Origin of the sequence: Cuneatibacter caecimuris (genome assembly GCF_004216775.1) — a bacterium.
Taxonomy (GTDB): Bacteria; Bacillota; Clostridia; order Lachnospirales; family Lachnospiraceae; genus Cuneatibacter; species Cuneatibacter caecimuris.
The window spans coordinates 75879-91939 of the sequence record NZ_SGXF01000010.1 but is presented as its reverse complement, the minus strand read 5'-3'; the positions used below and the strand labels follow the sequence as shown (position 1 = coordinate 91939).

Below are 16061 nucleotides of genomic sequence, written 5' to 3'. Positions count from 1 at the left end.
TGGAGGTCTGAAAGAGAATGGAACAGTATAAACAGGAATTTATCGAATTTATGGTTGCCAGCGATGTTTTGAAGTTCGGAGATTTTACACTGAAAAGCGGCCGGAAATCCCCGTTCTTTATGAACGCTGGCGGATATGTGACAGGTTCCCAGCTGCGCCTCCTGGGCGAATATTATGCGAAGGCCATCCATGACAACTTCGGCCTGGATTTTGACGTGCTGTTCGGGCCCGCATACAAAGGGATTCCGCTGTCTGTGGCCACCGCCATGGCGATCAGCGAGCTGTACGGAAAAGATATCCGTTACTGTTCCAACCGAAAAGAGGTGAAAGACCACGGAGATACGGGAATCCTTTTAGGGAGCAAGATAAAGGACGGAGACAGGGTGGTGATCATTGAGGATGTGACCACATCCGGAAAATCCATCGAAGAGACCTTCCCGATTCTGAAAGCCCAGGGAAATGTGGAAATCAAAGGGCTGATGGTATCCTTAAACCGCATGGAGCGGGGCAAAGGGGAGAAGTCTGCGCTGGATGAGATCCAGGAGATGTATGGGTTCCCAGCTGCGGCTATTGTGACCATGGCTGACGTGACAGAGCACTTATATAACAGAGAGTGCCAGGGAAAAATAGTGATAGACGATCAGATAAAGGATGCAATCGATGCATATTATGAACAGTACGGCGCAAAACAGCAGTGACCACAAGGAGGCAGCGATGAACGAAAAGATTTATAAAGCAATGAGCCGCAGCGGCGTATCTAATCTGATTATCGGAATTATCTTGATTGCAACTGGTGTCGGGTGCGGCATCCTGGCAATTATCAGCGGCGCAAGGCTGCTGAAACGCAGAGGCGAGATAACCTTTTAGGGGATTGATGGCTTGAAAAAAAAGAAAAATAGCAGATGGCTGTTGTTTGCCGGATTCGCAGCTTATCTGGTGCTTCTGCTCTACCTGACCATGTTCGCGGAAATGCTCGGCAGGACGGGAGCGCATCGGGGTTATACCTATAATCTGGAGCCTTTCCGGGAGATCCGGCGCTTTATCCGCTATGCCCATGTACTGGGGTTTCCCGCAGTGTTTATGAACCTGGCCGGAAATGTGCTGGCTTTTATGCCGTTGGGCTTCATGACGCCGGTTTTGTGGAAGCGGCTGCGCAGCTTCTGGCTGGTGGCCCTGATTTCGCTGGCCGCCAGCCTGTGTATAGAAACGGTTCAGCTGGCATTCCAGGTGGGCAGTTTTGATGTGGATGACATTCTTTTAAATACTATCGGCGGTATGCTGGGATATGGGGCTTACCGCCTGTTCCTGCGTGGAGGAGACTGATGGCAAAAGAGCAACAGGAAAAAGCAAACAGGAAAGCGGCTTGGTGCGCCTGGCTTTCCTGCATTCTTGTCCCGGCGGCGGCCGGTTGTCTGTCCGCCGGCCTGCGCATGGCTTATCTTGCGGAGGGAAAGGGCGGCGGCACGGTAGGGCTGTTGGGTTTGTTGGGCCTGCTGCTGGCCGCGGCGGGTTTGATTTTAGCTGTTTCGGGAAGAAAAACGGAGGGGAAAACGCGCCGGGCTTTTATCGTGGGAACGGTTTTAAACGCGCTGATTCTGGCAGGGGCGGCCGCGTTGTTTGCGGCGGGCCTGCAGGCGGGCTGAGAATACAGCAGAGGAAGGATAAAAAAGATGAAAAAGATTGGAATTATCGGCGGCGGACAGCTGGGTAAAATGATGATTCTGGACGCGAAGAGGCTGGATTATCAGTTCATGATCCTGGACCCTGCGCCGGATTGCCCTGCGCACAGCATTGCGGATGTACATATTGTGGCAGATTTTGACGATGTGGATGCGATTCTGCGTCTGGCGGCGAAAGTAGACGTAGTGACCTATGAATTTGAGCATATCAGTCTGGCGGCTCTGCAGAAGCTGGAAACCATGGGACATAAGGTATACCCTTCCGCAGCCACGCTGGAACATATTCAGAATAAATACAGACAGAAGGTATGGCTGGAGAAGCATCACCTTCCGGTTCCTCAGTTCATCCGGGTGGAATCTGTGTCTGATATATCACAGGCGGAGCGGCAGTTCGGCTATCCGCTCATTCTAAAAACCTGCACTGGAGGATATGACGGCAAAGGGAATGCGGTGATCCGGAATGCGTCAGAAATTGAACCTGCCTATCAGGCCCTGGGAGCGGGGCGGCTGCCCCTCATGGTGGAGGAATGCGTTCCTTTTACAAAGGAAGTTTCCGTACTGGCCTGCCGCAGCACTAACGGGGAGAAAGCGGTTTTCCCTGTGGCAGAAAATGTGCATAAAAACAGTATTCTGGATGAGACCACAGTGCCCGCGGATATCAGCGGGGCTACTGCAAAGGAAGCCATGGAGGTGGCAGCCGCATGCCTGGACGCTTTTGATGCCTGCGGCATGCTGTGCGTGGAACTTTTTGTCACTCCGGAAGGACATGTGCTGGTAAATGAGCTGGCGCCCCGGCCGCATAATTCCGGGCATTATACCATTGAGGGGTGTTATACCTCGCAATATGAACAGCATATCCGCGCGATTTTAGGGCTGCCTCTGGGAAATACCGGATTAATCCGTCCCACAGCAATGAAAAATTTGATTGGTGACAGGTCCGGAAGAGCTGAGGTGTCCGGGTTGGAAACAGCTTATCAAAATCCAGATGTAAAAATCCATATTTACGGGAAATCTGCGGTGAAGCCGGGCAGAAAGATGGGCCATATTACAGCTACCGCGGAAACCATTGAAGAAGCGCTGCGCCAGGTTCGCTGCGCTCACCAGGCAATTACAATAGGAGAAGAGGAGGAGAAGCAATGAGTAAACCAGTTGTGGGAATTGTGATGGGCAGTGATTCCGACCTGCCGGTGATGTCCAAAGCTGCGGAAATTCTGGACAGGCTGCAGGTTCCCTATGAACTGACTGTGGTCAGCGCCCACCGGACGCCGGACAGAATGTATGATTATGCAAAATCTGCAAAGGAGCGGGGGCTGAAGGTGATCATCGCAGGGGCGGGAGGCTCCGCGCATCTGCCGGGAATGATCGCGGCAATGACTGTGCTTCCGGTGATCGGCGTGCCGGTTCAGACAAAAGCGCTGGGCGGCTTGGATTCCCTTTATTCGATTGTACAGATGCCGCCCGGAATTCCGGTGGCGGCTGTGGCGATCAATGGAGCGCTCAATGCGGGACTTCTGGCGGCCAAGATACTGGCAGCGTCAGATGAGGCGCTGGCCTCCAGAGTACAGGTATATGCGGAGAGCCTGAAAGTAATGGTAGAAGAGAAGGCTGAGAAGCTGGAGAATATCGGTTATGGAGAATATCTGAAACAGATGTAAATCCGTTTGACACAGAACTTCAGATCAGGTAAGATAAGGATGAAAATATTTGCAGTAGCATACAGGAGGAAAACATGGATTACAAGAACGCAGGAGTAGATATCGAGGCCGGATATAAAGCGGTGGAATTGATGAAAAAGCATGTGCAGGGAACCATGCGTCCGGAAGTTCTGACAAACCTGGGCGGTTTTTCCGGCGCATTTTCCATGGCGTCATTTAAGAACATGGAAAATCCCACGCTGGTTTCCGGTACAGACGGCGTAGGAACAAAACTGAAGCTGGCATTTATTATGGACAAGCATGATACCATCGGCATTGACTGTGTGGCGATGTGCGTGAACGATATTGCCTGCGCGGGCGGCGAACCATTGTTTTTCCTGGATTATATTGCCTGCGGCAAAAACGACCCGGAAAAGATCGCGACCATTGTAAAGGGAGTAGCAGATGGCTGCAGGCAGTCCAACGCGGCTCTGGTGGGCGGTGAAACAGCTGAGATGCCAGGCTTTTATCCCAAGGAAGAATATGATCTGGCCGGATTCGCGGTGGGGATTGTGGATGCCAAAGATATGATCACAGGCGCTGAGATCAAGCCTGGAGACGTGCTGATCGGGGTTGCTTCTTCCGGCGTACATTCCAACGGATTTTCGCTGGTCCGCAAGGTATTCACCATGACCAAAGAAGCCCTGAACACTTATTATGACGAGCTGGGCAGGACTTTGGGAGAAGCCTTGCTGGCGCCCACCAGAATCTATGTGAAGATGCTGCGCGGTGTGAAAGAGGCGGGCGTACGGGTGAAAGGATGCAGCCATATCACCGGCGGCGGCTTTTATGAAAATATACCGAGGATGCTGCATGACGGCGTGCGCGCTGTGGTGAAGAAGGACAGCTATCCGATTCCTCCGATTTTTACAATGCTGCAGCGGGAAGGCAACATTTCAGAACAGATGATGTACAATACATATAATATGGGCCTGGGAATGGTGCTGGCCGTGGATCCTGAAGATGTGGAGGCCACGCTGCGCGCAATCTCCGAGTCCGGTGAGGAAGGTTTTGTGATCGGCAGTGTGGAAGCCGGAGAAAAGGGTGTGACAGTATGCTGAAAATAGGCGTACTGGTGAGCGGCGGAGGAACGAACCTGCAGGCCATTATCGATCAGATCGCTGCTGGGCATATGAAAGATACAGAGATCGGCTTTGTAATCAGCAACAATCAGAATGCTTATGCGCTGAAACGCGCGCAGGCAGCGGGGATACCGGCGGAATGCGTGAGCCCCAGAGATTATGAGACCAGGGAAGCGTTTAACGAAGCCTTTTTGGATATCGTGGACGCTTATCAGGTGGATCTCATTGTGCTGGCAGGATTTCTGGTGATTATTCCTCCGGAGATGATCCGGAAATACAGAAACCGCATGATTAATATCCATCCGTCCTTGATCCCTTCTTTCTGCGGGACAGGCTTTTATGGGCTGAAAGTGCACCAGGCTGCATTAGAGCGGGGCGTAAAGGTAACTGGCGCAACGGTGCATTTTGTGGATGAAGGCACAGATTCCGGCCCCATCCTCCTTCAAAAGGCTGTGGCTGTGGAACAGGGCGATACGCCCGAGATTCTCCAGCGCAGAGTGATGGAGCAGGCGGAATGGATTCTGCTGCCCAAGGCAATCAGCCTGATTGCGGAAGGAAAAGTTCACGTGGAAGACGGAAAAGCAGTGATTGACGCATAAAGGAGACCAGAGAAGATGAAGGTTTTAATTGTTGGAAGCGGCGGAAGAGAACATGCGATTGCCTGGAAAGTGGCGCAGAGCCCCAGGGTGGAGAAAATCTACTGCGCGCCCGGCAATGCGGGAATTGCAGAATTTGCAGAGTGCGTGCCCATCGGAGCGATGGAATTTGATAAGCTGACTGCATTTGCAAAAGAAAATGAGATCGGCCTGACGGTGATTGGAATGGATGACCCTCTGGTAGGAGGCGTGGTGGACGCATTTGAGGCCGAAGGGCTTCGGGTATTCGGTCCCAGGAAGAACGCCGCTGTGTTGGAAGGCTCCAAGGCTTTTTCTAAAGAACTAATGAAAAAGTACGGCATTCCCACAGCTGCTTACGAGACATTTGACGACCCGGAAAAAGCGCTGGAATACCTGGAAACGGCCAAAATGCCCATCGTGCTGAAGGCGGACGGGCTGGCTCTTGGAAAGGGAGTGCTGATCTGCGGCAATCTGGAAGAAGCCAGAGAAGGAGTGCGGACGCTGATGCTGGACAAGCAGTTTGGTTCCGCGGGAAACACGATTGTGATTGAGGAGTTCATGACCGGCAGGGAGGTCTCTGTGTTATCTTTTGTAGATGGAAACACGGTTCGGATCATGACTTCCGCCCAGGATCATAAGCGGGCGAAAGACGGGGACCAGGGATTGAATACCGGAGGAATGGGGACATTTTCACCCAGCCCGTTCTATACTCCAGAAGTGGATTTATTCTGCAGAGAACATATTTACCAGGCTACGGTGGACGCTATGAAGGCTGAGGGGCGCCCGTTCCAGGGTGTGATCTTCTTTGGCCTGATGCTCACAGAAGAAGGGCCAAAAGTTCTGGAATACAACGCCAGATTCGGAGACCCTGAAACTCAGGTGGTTCTGCCCCGGATGAAGAACGATATTGTGGATGTGTTCGAAGCCTGCGTGGACGGAACGCTGGATCAGATCGAGCTGGAATTTGAAGATAACGCAGCCGTATGCGTGGTGCTGGCTTCCGACGGCTATCCGGAGCATTATGAAAAAGGGCTGCCTATCAGCGGGCTGGAGAATTTTCAGTCCCAGGACGGATATTATGTGTTCCATGCAGGCACCAGGTTTGCAGAGGACGGGCAGATTGTGACGAACGGAGGGCGCGTGCTGGGGGTGACTGCGAAGGGGACAGACCTGAGGCAGGCCAGAGCCAATGCTTATGCTGCCACGGAGTGGGTCCAGTTTGATAATAAATATAAAAGAAATGATATTGGAAAAGCAATTGATGAGATATAGAGGTCGAATGGTGTCAATTGGAATAGTTTAAGGAAATAATACTGTATAGTAAAATAGACTTCAGACACATTCATATAACAGGTGACGTTGAAAAGATAGATTGCTATTTCTGATATTATTGCGTATAATAAATATAGGAAAGCGAGCGTCAACTCGCTGGTGTGGCTGACACCTAAAATCCGAAAGCAATGCAGGGCGAATGTACCTGAGGTTGGCGGGCAACGATAAAATCAGTCAATAAGGGAGACGGACGGCATCAAGGTGTCGTAGTCTCCCTTTAAAATTTATTGGAAGAAGAAAAGTACGGGAAGAATAATTTTCTTGAGAGGTCAAAATAATAATTTTAGAGAGAATTCCGATTATTGATAGATTGGGTTGTGCGAAAGACTTTATTTTGTTACAATCAAGATAGGAAAGGAGGGTTGATATGCCGGGGGCAGTAAGAAAGCAGATTAATTATATGGTGGTTTGTGTGAGCGAATTTGCAAGAGCAAAGGCACTTCATCCGCGAATTGCATTCCAGTATTTGTATGGACATAAAGGAATTGATTTTTTAAAAGAACAGTATGAAGTGGAGCATACATTGTCCATTGAAGATGCAGTAGAGGATTTGAACATTATTTGTAAGAAAAAATATCTATTTCATCCAATCAAGAGAGGTTTAATGGATGAAATAGATATTTTTATGGACAGCTGTGTTTTGGCGAGCATAGTTGTTCTTTTTTGAAAAATATTAAAACTAAGTAAAATCAACGTTAAAATACGGGGTTATAGTAAATTGGATGTTGATTTCTGTAAATTTTTATACTGCCTTTTTTCGAATGAAGATAAATTGATGATTACAGTTCAGTAAAACTGTGGTATACTGTAATCAAAAAGAAGTCATGATGAGAGGGAAGGAGTGTATTGCTTGAATTATCCAGAAAAAAAGAATTATACCAGTCTGGCAGGGGGTTCATCCCGGAATTGACATTGAAATCTTATGAGCAGGCATTTGGAATAGAATACACTCACAACTAACCGCAATTGAGGACAATACTCTGACATTGATTGGAACTATTGAAAGATGAGATGGAACAGGAGCGCTTGATATAAAACGAGTATTAAAGAGTTCACATAAAAAGTAGAGATTATACATGTCGGGACAGGATGAAGCTGTCTGTTGTAGAAGTTGCAAATTAAGAAAAAACAGCTGCAATTTCTGCAGCTGTTTTTTCTTAATCTGAGGTCAGTTCCTGGGACTGGGATTTTTTATTCTCCCATTGCTGCATTTGATCGATATCCTCCGGCCGGATATGCAGATAGGCGCACAGGCGGAGCATTTCCTCTCCGTTTAACGGCCGCTGCGCGTCAGGCGTCAGTTTTATGTAGGGAATGCCGGTTTCTTCGGAGATAGTTTCCGGAGAATAGTTGTTTATTTGAATATAGGCCTGCAGTTTTCGCGTCATGGTATCTTTCATACGGTCCTCCTGATTCTCGGATATGGAGAATAAATTAGTATTTAAATCTATTTTATTCTTGTTAAACAAGAATGTCAATAACTTTTTTCTCGGTATCCGAGACCGTTATTGACAACAGGAGAAAATTGATTTATATTCAGAATATAATTAAAAGTTCGGAATTGTGGATATGATCCAGAAAGGGAATGGTATGGGAAATACAAAAATTGCTGAAATCCTGAAATATTACAGAAAATTAAACGATATGAGTGTGGAAGATGTTTCAGAAGAATTGAAGGGGCGAAATATCGTAGCCGCACCCAAGACAATTTACGGATGGGAAAGTGGAAGAACCAGTCCGGCTGCGGATACTTTAATGAATCTTTGTAAAATATATAACATAACGGACGTGCTGGCGGCTTTCGGTTATGCCGGTCAGGATGAAAGCCTGCTGCTCAAGGACTTGAACGAAGAGGAGAAAAAGGTTCTTTTGGCATATCGGAACCTGCCTCAGATGCAGCCTGCGGTCAAGAAATTGTTGGGAGTGGAGTCGGACAGCAGTACGAAATAAAAAGAATGGAGGGGTTTGCGGTGCTGGAGAAAATTGATCTGAGCAAAAAAATGGGGAAAAAAGACTTTAAAGAACGGATGGAGGTACTGGACCCGGAACTGGGCCGGCTGCAGCGCGCCTGCAAGGAAAAGGGAATCCCTGTTATCATTGTTTTTGAAGGCTTTGGCGCTTCGGGAAAAGGCACGATGATCAACAGGCTGATCGAACCTCTGGATCCCAGGGGTTTTAAGGTCTATACCACCCAGAGCGAAACCCTGGAGGAACACTATCGCCCGTTCCTGTGGCGCTTTTGGAATATGATGCCGGAAAAAGGCCGCATATCTGTTCTGGACAGAAGTTGGTACAGGATCCTGCTGAATGACCGGTTCGATAAGAAAACCACGGAAAAACAGCTGGGATATGCTTTTGACGAGATTGTGTCTTTTGAAAAACTGCTGACAGATGATGGGGTAGTGATCATCAAATTTTTCCTGCACATCTCTCAGAAGGAGCAGGCAAAACGTTTTAAGGCGCTGCTGGATTCCAAAGAGACGGCGTGGAGAGTCACGGAGGACGACAAGAAGAGGAATAAACACTTTGATGAGTTCCTCAGGATTAATGAAGAGATGCTCCAGAAAACAGACCGGGATAACGCTCCCTGGCATGTCATTGAAGCCCAGGACCGGGAATATGCCGCAGCCAAGGTTGTCTCCACTGTGGTGAACTGCCTGCAGGAAGCGATTCGTGCCAAAGAACGGAGAGATGCCCTTCCCAAACTGCCGCCGGAAGAAAGCGCCCAGATCCGCCAGGACCCTTACAGGACTTCCGCCCTGGCCGGTGTGAATCTAAACAAGGCGCTGGATAAAGAAGAGTATAAAGCGAGGCTGAGGGATCTGCAGGCCCGGATTTCTGTTCTGCACAATGAAGTATATAAGCGGAGAATCCCGGTTATACTTGCATTTGAGGGATGGGATGCGGGAGGAAAAGGCGGGGCCATCAAACGCCTGACCCAGGCCATGGACCCCAGGGGATATGAAGTACATCCCGTCTCCGCTCCAAATGATATCGAAAAAGCGCATCATTATCTGTGGCGTTTCTGGACGGCTCTTCCCAAAGCCGGCCATATCGCGATTTTTGACCGTTCCTGGTATGGAAGAGTGATGGTGGAGCGCATAGAGGGATTCTGTACAGAGGAAGAGTGGAGAAGAGCGTACAAAGAAATCAATGCCATGGAAGAGAGCTGGGCCAACGACGGCGCTGTAGTGCTTAAATTCTGGATGCAGATTGATAAAGAGGAACAGGAGAGAAGATTTAAAGAGCGCCAGGAAAACCCGGACAAACAGTGGAAAATCACAGAGGAAGACTGGAGGAACCGGGCAAAATGGGACGCCTATGAGGTGGCTGTGGATGAGATGCTGGTCCATACCTCCACGACTTACGCGCCCTGGATCATAGTGGAAGCCAATGATAAATACTATGCCCGGATTAAAGTGCTGGAAACCGTGGTCAGCGCCATAGAAAAACGGCTGAAATGATCGGATTTTGTTGAAAACATCAAATTTGCAGGAATGATCAGCAGCCAGTTTGAACGATAAGAGTTTGTAAAATTCTCCTGAAATCTTAAATGCAAAATTATCTATCTGGTTTGACGAATAACCTGAGGTACAGAGGAATAAGAATGTAGAAAATTGCCGAAAAACGGGACGGGTACACTTTGCAAAGTTGAAGTGTAAAAATGTTTGACAAATTTTTTACGGTATGGTATAGTTCTTCAAAACCTGAAAAGATCAGCCAGCCAGCCCGTTCTGGCAGTCCCTGCGAGGGGATACACAAATATTAGGAGAGTGGATCAAATGTATCAGAAAAATATTAAATTGAGCGCTGAAGAAGAAGTTCGCGAGTTCGTGCGGGCTGCCAATCGATGCGATTTTGATGTGGATCTGGGATATAACCGCGTTGTGGTTGATGCGAAGTCGATCCTAGGGGTTTTCAGCCTGGACCTGAATCAGCCTCTGGTGGTGAATTACCAGAAAGAAGACCCGGAATTTGAGCGCGTGCTGCAGCAGTATGTGATGTCCTGAATAATCTTAATACAATCAAAATATAAAATGAGCGGAGCCGCGCTGCTCCGAGGTCTGCCTGATTGCAGGGGAGCCTTCGGAGCGGTGCGGCTTCAGTTGCTTTCTGGCAGCGGCCCGGCGCAGGGGGAGCCGCCTGCAAGAGGGCTCCTTTTTTGGGGAAACAAGGGCGAAAAAGAAGAAAAAATGTAAAAAGGACTGGACGAATAGATGATTTTGTGAGAAAATACATGAAGGTACATATGCCTTATATTCTATTGTAAGCGAAAGGAGTTTTACGATGATTTATTCAAAGGAAGTAGAAGAAATGTGCACAGTGGCACAGGGCGTGAATCATGGCGCCGCTCCGATCCCTGAAGAAGCAAAATGGGTGAAGTCAAAAGAGGTCAAGGATATTTCCGGCCTGACACATGGTGTGGGCTGGTGCGCTCCTCAGCAGGGCGCCTGCAAACTGACTTTAAATATTAAGGAAGGCATCATTCAGGAGGCTCTGGTGGAGACCATCGGCTGTTCCGGAATGACTCATTCCGCAGCGATGGCAGCTGAAATCCTGCCCGGAAGAACCGTGCTGGAAGCGCTGAACACCGACCTGGTATGCGATGCCATTAACACTGCCATGCGCGAGCTGTTCCTGCAGATCGTATACGGACGTACCCAGTCCGCGTTTTCCGAGGACGGGCTGCCGGTAGGCGCCGGCCTGGAAGATCTGGGCAAGGGCCTGCGTTCTCAGGTGGGCACCATGTACGGAACGCTGAAAAAGGGTCCCCGTTACCTGGAAATGGCAGAAGGTTATGTGACTGGAATTGCTCTGGACGCTGAAGATCAGATCATCGGTTACCAGTTTGTAAATCTGGGCAAGATGACAGACTTCATCAAGAAAGGTGATGACCCCAACACTGCTTATGAGAAGGCAAAGGGTCAGTACGGACGTGTTGCAGACGCAGTGAAGATCATCGACCCGAGACAGGAATAATCCGGGAATATCAAGGAGGACAAGGAAATGGCTTTATTTGAATCATATGAAAGAAGAATTGATAAGATCAATGCCGTGCTGAACAGCTATGGCATCGCATCCATCGAAGAGGCTGAAAAGATCACTAAGGACGCCGGGCTGGAAGTGTATGACCAGATCAAGAAGATTCAGCCCATTTGTTTTGAAAACGCCTGCTGGGCTTATATTGTAGGCGCGGCAATCGCCATCAAGAAGGACTGCAGAAGAGCGGCAGACGCAGCTGCAGCCATCGGTGAAGGCCTGCAGGCTTTCTGCATCCCCGGTTCTGTAGCGGACCAGCGCAAGGTAGGCCTGGGCCATGGTAATCTGGGCAAGATGCTGCTGGAAGAGGAGACCGACTGCTTCGCATTCCTGGCAGGCCATGAGTCTTTCGCTGCTGCAGAGGGAGCCATCGGCATTGCCGAGAAAGCTAACAAGGTTCGTAAGAAACCCCTTCGCGTCATTTTGAACGGCCTGGGCAAGGATGCTGCGCAGATTATTTCCAGAATAAACGGCTTTACATTTGTAGAGACAGACTATGACTATTACACCGGAGAGCTGAAGGAAGTGTACCGCAAGTCTTATTCCGACGGCCTGCGCGCTAAGGTGAACTGCTACGGCGCCAACGACGTGCGTGAAGGCGTTGCTATCATGTGGAAGGAAGGCGTGGACGTATCCATCACCGGCAACTCCACCAACCCCACCAGATTCCAGCATCCCGTAGCAGGTACTTATAAGAAAGAATGTATCGAGAAGGGCAAGAAGTACTTCTCCGTTGCTTCCGGCGGCGGCACAGGACGTACCTTGCATCCCGACAACATGGCGGCGGGCCCTGCATCCTACGGCATGACAGATACCCTGGGACGTATGCACTCTGACGCTCAGTTCGCAGGATCTTCTTCCGTTCCGGCTCATGTGGAAATGATGGGCCTGATCGGCGCAGGCAACAACCCTATGGTTGGAATGACTGTGGCTGTGGCTGTAGCTGTGGAAGAAGCGGCAAAGGCTGGGAAATTCTAAGAAATCCAGTAAAATTAAGGATTTAAGATGTTGTTAAAAGTAGAAAAAAGTAGGGAAATGTATGTAACTCATACATTATCCCTACACTACTTCTACACCCATATTCCTACACTAAAAACAAGCTATTTTATTTTTTCTATATCTTCTCTCAGCCATTCCAAATCGCGGACAGTATAAGTAGATTCTGTTATGTCTTGTATGGTATGTCCAACCATTTCTTTAAGTGCATACTCATCCATACCGGATTTTTTCCCCATCGTAACAAAGGTTGTTCGTGGATCATGAGGTCTATGATTCGGGTTTAGATTCAATTGACTAATCACTTTTTCAAAACGATTAGCGTATTTGTCGTACGTTACAGACCAGGAACCGGAATGTGTCTGTCCTTTATCATTAAAAAGATATTCACTATTGATAGAAATTGCAAATTTATAATTACGTTCAACGAATTTTAGGATTCTTGGATGAATAGGAACTATCCGTTGCTTCCCTGCTTCTGTCTTCATTCCAGCTTGCATATACCTTTTTTCTAAATTGACCTCGTCCAACCGTAAGGTAGCGAGTTCTTGCGGGCGCCAACCCATATAACATTGAATGAGAATCCAATCAGCAAATTTTACATTATCAACATTTTGCCACAAAACTTTCATTTCATCATCGGTAAATGGAAAGTGTTTTTTCTTGTTTTTCTCTATTTCAACAATAATGTCTCCAGAAATTTCAAATGTTCTTGCATAATTCATAGGAACGATTTCATACTCAAGAGCGTAGTCAAACATAGTATTAAATAAAGATTTTATTCTGGATTTTGTACTTGGCGATGGATGGATTTTTTCTCCTTTCTTTTTTCCTCTCGTTTCGATTCGAAATCCCTCTTCCATACATCCTTTAATGTGTCGAGCCCTAACATCTTTTGCGCGCATATCGTATATGGAAGAACAATATGTCCATGCGGAATTTACAGAACGTATATAAGTATCAGATGCATCTTTTAAGTATTCACTGAGCCATTTTTCATACAGTTCCTTTATCGTAATATCTGGTTCCAGATCATACGGGTTTTTATTGTATTCCACCAGGGCCGTATATGCATCATTGTACGTTGGAAAATATGACTCCGGTTTTAATGGTTTACATATTGGACGTCCGGTGGATGTCTTTCCAACTGTGACCATAGCTCGAAAGGGGTTCCTGAGATTCCGATTTTTGATTTCGCTTATCTGTCCGAAACCGTTAGGAAGTCGCCTTCGCTTGTTATTTTTGCTTCGAGGCTTTCGTTGTTTGATATCGGGTTGTAGCGGATAGCCACAATGCGGGCAGAAAGTAGCTTTATCGCTAACCTGTAGATCACACTCGGGGCATTTTATCAACATTCTCAATACCTCCTTAAATATTTTATAAATCGAGATTTTTGTGCGGCAAGGTTGATTTATCATTAGTAATCATATATGATAGTGTAGGAATTGTCAACTCCTACACTTAAACTTTTTAAAGGGATGGATATATGGTTAGCAATGAGGAATTAACCTGCCGGAATTGCGGAGTAAGGTTAAAGAGGTACGATAATGTATTGAGAATTGTTCGGACTAAAGGAAGAAAAACTTCATGGGTAAAAGTAAATCGGTTTCGTTGTCCTTCCTGCGGACAGATACGCAGAGAATTGCCGGATTATATTTCCCCTTATAAGCAGTACGAAGCCGAAGTGATTCGTGGCGTACTAGAGGGATTCATTACCTGCGAGACATATGGATATGAAGATTATCCATGCGAGATGACGATGGCTCGATGGAAGAATTCGCAAGAATTACAACTCCTTTTGTGAAAGACAAAATCGAAAGGAGATTCAGGATGTCAAAAGAGGAAAAACACTTACAAACTAAGATTCGTATATTCGAGGATATGCTTTTACGATGTAAGAATTTTGGTCAGGCAGAAGCGATTCAAATTGAATTGACAAGAATGAGAGCAAAACTACAAAAATTGTATTTCAAGAGAATGGAGTCCTAACAAGGGCTCTTTCTTTTTTATCGTTTGGAGAACTATTTTTAAAGGGATGGAGAATGGTTAAAAATCAAAAGAAGCCGTTGGTGGCGGCTTCTCGTGATGAATTACTTTGTGTAGCATTGCCTGTAATTCATAGGCTTTTTGGTGTCTTTATTCTTCAGAAGGAAAAACAGGTACTCGGGTAAAAGTTTGGATTCCTCTTTCGGCTTAAAGCACTTAGAATAAGAGACGTACTGCTTTTTGACCAATGACCATCACCTCCATCCCTTTAAAAATAGTTCTCCTTTCGATACTTTACATTCTAACTGTGGTTTTTCATTCAGTCAATGTAAATAGCCACCGAGGTTGTTTTAACAAATTGCGGTTCTTATCCTAGAATAGCCGTTGAAAGGAGGTAACAGCCAATGGAAGAAATTATATTTGCGCCGGGGTCTGTTCCGGTAGCGGTCGTTGCCAGGGTGTATGGGAAAGATGCTTCCTGGGTTCGAGCCGGTATCATATCCGGATGGCTTCCTATTGGAAAGGCTACTAGAAACGGAAAGTTGATTACCAACATTGAAGAGATGAATTCGAAGTATGGACGCATTAACTTTTATATTTCTCCGAAGCGGCTCTGGGAAGAAACCGGATATTTATGGAAAGGAGAGAAGCGTTAATATGGGAACAACGATTCGCCCGGAATTATCTGAGAAAAATCCATATTGGATTGAACGTCATCGCTACTATGAACTGAAGCATTTCTGTTTACAGTATCCGATATGGAAGAAAGCATACGCCGCCCTGGATGGGCTTAGCCGGCGGCCTTCTGATATGGAAGTATTTTCAAAGAACAGGGTGGTTGGCGATCCGACTGCTCGATGTGCAGAAGCTCGATCTCACTATTTAGAGCGTATGAAGACGGTCGAGCAAACGGCGATTGCGACAGATGCGGAACTATCTAATTATATTTTAAAAGGCGTAACCGAAGGGTGGTCCTACGATATATTGAAAGCTAGGTTAAATATTCCATGCTGCAAGGATGTTTATTACAACTTGTACAGACGATTCTTCTGGTTACTGAATAAAGCGAGGGATTGAAATGAAGGTTGTAGACATAGCAGTCAAGAAAGTCTATCGGTTTAATTGCCCTAACTGCCAGAGCCGGTTGGAGGCGGATACGAAAGAACTGGAAGATATTGGCGGGAAGGTGTGTAAGTTCTATTGTCCGGTATGCAGAAAAGAACGATACATAACATGGTCTGAACTTCGTAAGAAGATTGTGTATGAGGGCGAAGGAACGCAGAAATAACATCTCCTATTGTGAAAGGAGAGTGACACATAATGGAAGAACTTATGAAAATCAACGCAAAAATTAGAAAACAACAAATTGGTAGACTGATTGCGGCTGGGATATGTGTGTTGCGGTATTGGATTGTTAGCGAGTTATAGCTACCAAAAAGGTATCACGGCATGCCAAAAATCAATAGCAAAGTTTTACCCAGATGAGTATGAATCTTTAACAGCGAAGGTTTTAGAAACATTTGAACGGGAAGGAGTTACTAAATTTTAAGAGATTGAGCCAGCAATGGCTCTTTCTTTTTATCCTAGGTTAAAACACAGTACCAAGGTATCTGAAAGACATGCTATGTTGATATT

The 16061-nt window shown here is 47.0% G+C and carries 22 protein-coding genes; 20 read left to right on the top strand and 2 right to left on the bottom strand.

Annotation, left to right across the window (positions count from 1 at the left end):
- Positions 1-17 precede the first annotated feature (17 nt).
- The 10 genes from pyrE to EV209_RS15970 all read left to right on the top strand — a co-directional run bounded on the left by pyrE (position 18) and on the right by EV209_RS15970 (position 7071).
- The gene (gene pyrE / locus EV209_RS16010) at positions 18-698 is read left to right on the top strand and encodes an orotate phosphoribosyltransferase (protein ID WP_130436448.1); all 681 of its coding nucleotides are present in this window, start codon (positions 18-20) and stop codon (positions 696-698) included.
- Between the two features lie 16 nt (positions 699-714).
- The gene (locus tag EV209_RS16440; RefSeq protein WP_165388960.1) at positions 715-867 is read left to right on the top strand and encodes a hypothetical protein; all 153 of its coding nucleotides are present in this window, start codon (positions 715-717) and stop codon (positions 865-867) included.
- A gap of 12 nt (positions 868-879) precedes the next feature.
- Positions 880-1323 carry a VanZ family protein gene (locus EV209_RS16005; protein WP_243647620.1) on the top strand — a complete coding sequence of 148 codons (444 nt, stop codon included), beginning with the start codon at positions 880-882 and terminating at the stop codon, positions 1321-1323.
- Entirely contained in the window at positions 1323-1643 is a 321-nt protein-coding gene (locus tag EV209_RS16000) for a DUF6142 family protein (RefSeq protein WP_130436447.1), read from the top strand. The genes EV209_RS16005 and EV209_RS16000 overlap by 1 nt, the downstream gene beginning before the upstream one ends.
- A 27-nt stretch (positions 1644-1670) precedes the next feature.
- Positions 1671-2819, top strand: coding sequence for a 5-(carboxyamino)imidazole ribonucleotide synthase (locus EV209_RS15995; protein ID WP_130436446.1), 1149 nt, complete (start codon positions 1671-1673; stop codon positions 2817-2819).
- Positions 2816-3334 carry a 5-(carboxyamino)imidazole ribonucleotide mutase gene (gene purE, locus EV209_RS15990; protein ID WP_130436445.1) on the top strand — a complete coding sequence of 173 codons (519 nt, stop codon included), beginning with the start codon at positions 2816-2818 and terminating at the stop codon, positions 3332-3334. Before EV209_RS15995 ends, purE begins: the two co-directional genes overlap by 4 nt.
- Before the next feature lie 74 nt (positions 3335-3408).
- Complete coding sequence (gene purM / locus EV209_RS15985; protein WP_130436444.1) at positions 3409-4434, top strand: phosphoribosylformylglycinamidine cyclo-ligase; 1026 nt, start codon at positions 3409-3411, stop codon at positions 4432-4434.
- The gene (gene purN, locus EV209_RS15980) at positions 4428-5054 is read left to right on the top strand and encodes a phosphoribosylglycinamide formyltransferase (protein ID WP_130436443.1); all 627 of its coding nucleotides are present in this window, start codon (positions 4428-4430) and stop codon (positions 5052-5054) included. The genes purM and purN overlap by 7 nt, the downstream gene beginning before the upstream one ends.
- A gap of 15 nt (positions 5055-5069) precedes the next feature.
- Positions 5070-6344 (top strand): phosphoribosylamine--glycine ligase, encoded by a 1275-nt coding sequence (purD, locus tag EV209_RS15975; protein ID WP_130436442.1) that lies wholly within the window; start codon positions 5070-5072, stop codon positions 6342-6344.
- 427 nt (positions 6345-6771) lie between these two features.
- Positions 6772-7071: a DUF3791 domain-containing protein gene (locus tag EV209_RS15970; protein WP_130436441.1), complete on the top strand. Its 300-nt coding sequence runs from the start codon at positions 6772-6774 to the stop codon at positions 7069-7071.
- A 490-nt stretch (positions 7072-7561) separates the two neighbouring features.
- Here the strand turns inward: EV209_RS15970 and EV209_RS15960 are convergent, their stop codons facing one another.
- Positions 7562-7804: a hypothetical protein gene (locus EV209_RS15960; protein ID WP_130436440.1), complete on the bottom strand. Its 243-nt coding sequence runs from the start codon at positions 7802-7804 to the stop codon at positions 7562-7564.
- Between the two features lie 190 nt (positions 7805-7994).
- On the opposite strand from EV209_RS15960, the gene EV209_RS15955 reads away from it, so the two are divergent.
- The 5 genes from EV209_RS15955 to EV209_RS15935 all read left to right on the top strand — a co-directional run bounded on the left by EV209_RS15955 (position 7995) and on the right by EV209_RS15935 (position 12422).
- Entirely contained in the window at positions 7995-8354 is a 360-nt protein-coding gene (locus tag EV209_RS15955) for a helix-turn-helix domain-containing protein (protein WP_130436439.1), read from the top strand.
- A gap of 20 nt (positions 8355-8374) precedes the next feature.
- Complete coding sequence (pap, locus tag EV209_RS15950; protein WP_130436438.1) at positions 8375-9868, top strand: polyphosphate:AMP phosphotransferase; 1494 nt, start codon at positions 8375-8377, stop codon at positions 9866-9868.
- A gap of 318 nt (positions 9869-10186) precedes the next feature.
- Positions 10187-10414, top strand: a complete 228-nt coding sequence (locus EV209_RS15945) for an HPr family phosphocarrier protein (protein ID WP_130436437.1) — start codon at positions 10187-10189, stop codon at positions 10412-10414.
- Between the two features lie 277 nt (positions 10415-10691).
- Entirely contained in the window at positions 10692-11384 is a 693-nt protein-coding gene (locus EV209_RS15940; protein ID WP_130436436.1) for an iron-sulfur cluster assembly scaffold protein, read from the top strand.
- Positions 11385-11411: 27 nt separating this feature from the next.
- Entirely contained in the window at positions 11412-12422 is a 1011-nt protein-coding gene (locus EV209_RS15935) for a GGGtGRT protein (RefSeq protein WP_130436435.1), read from the top strand.
- A 122-nt stretch (positions 12423-12544) separates the two neighbouring features.
- Here EV209_RS15935 and EV209_RS15930 read toward each other — a convergent pair whose 3' ends face one another.
- Positions 12545-13795, bottom strand: a complete 1251-nt coding sequence (locus EV209_RS15930) for a site-specific integrase (RefSeq protein ID WP_006781060.1) — start codon at positions 13793-13795, stop codon at positions 12545-12547.
- A gap of 131 nt (positions 13796-13926) precedes the next feature.
- Between EV209_RS15930 and EV209_RS17010 the strand changes: the two genes are divergently transcribed.
- The 5 genes from EV209_RS17010 to EV209_RS15910 all read left to right on the top strand — a co-directional run bounded on the left by EV209_RS17010 (position 13927) and on the right by EV209_RS15910 (position 15714).
- Positions 13927-14244: a DUF6431 domain-containing protein gene (locus EV209_RS17010; RefSeq protein WP_081034798.1), complete on the top strand. Its 318-nt coding sequence runs from the start codon at positions 13927-13929 to the stop codon at positions 14242-14244.
- 238 nt (positions 14245-14482) lie between these two features.
- Positions 14483-14611, top strand: coding sequence for a hypothetical protein (locus EV209_RS16820; protein ID WP_279387348.1), 129 nt, complete (start codon positions 14483-14485; stop codon positions 14609-14611).
- 219 nt (positions 14612-14830) lie between these two features.
- Complete coding sequence (locus EV209_RS15920; RefSeq protein ID WP_006781058.1) at positions 14831-15082, top strand: hypothetical protein; 252 nt, start codon at positions 14831-14833, stop codon at positions 15080-15082.
- 1 nt (position 15083) lies between these two features.
- The gene (locus EV209_RS15915) at positions 15084-15503 is read left to right on the top strand and encodes a hypothetical protein (protein ID WP_054346215.1); all 420 of its coding nucleotides are present in this window, start codon (positions 15084-15086) and stop codon (positions 15501-15503) included.
- Between the two features lies 1 nt (position 15504).
- Positions 15505-15714: a DNA-directed RNA polymerase gene (locus EV209_RS15910; protein WP_107435918.1), complete on the top strand. Its 210-nt coding sequence runs from the start codon at positions 15505-15507 to the stop codon at positions 15712-15714.
- Positions 15715-16061 lie beyond the last annotated feature (347 nt).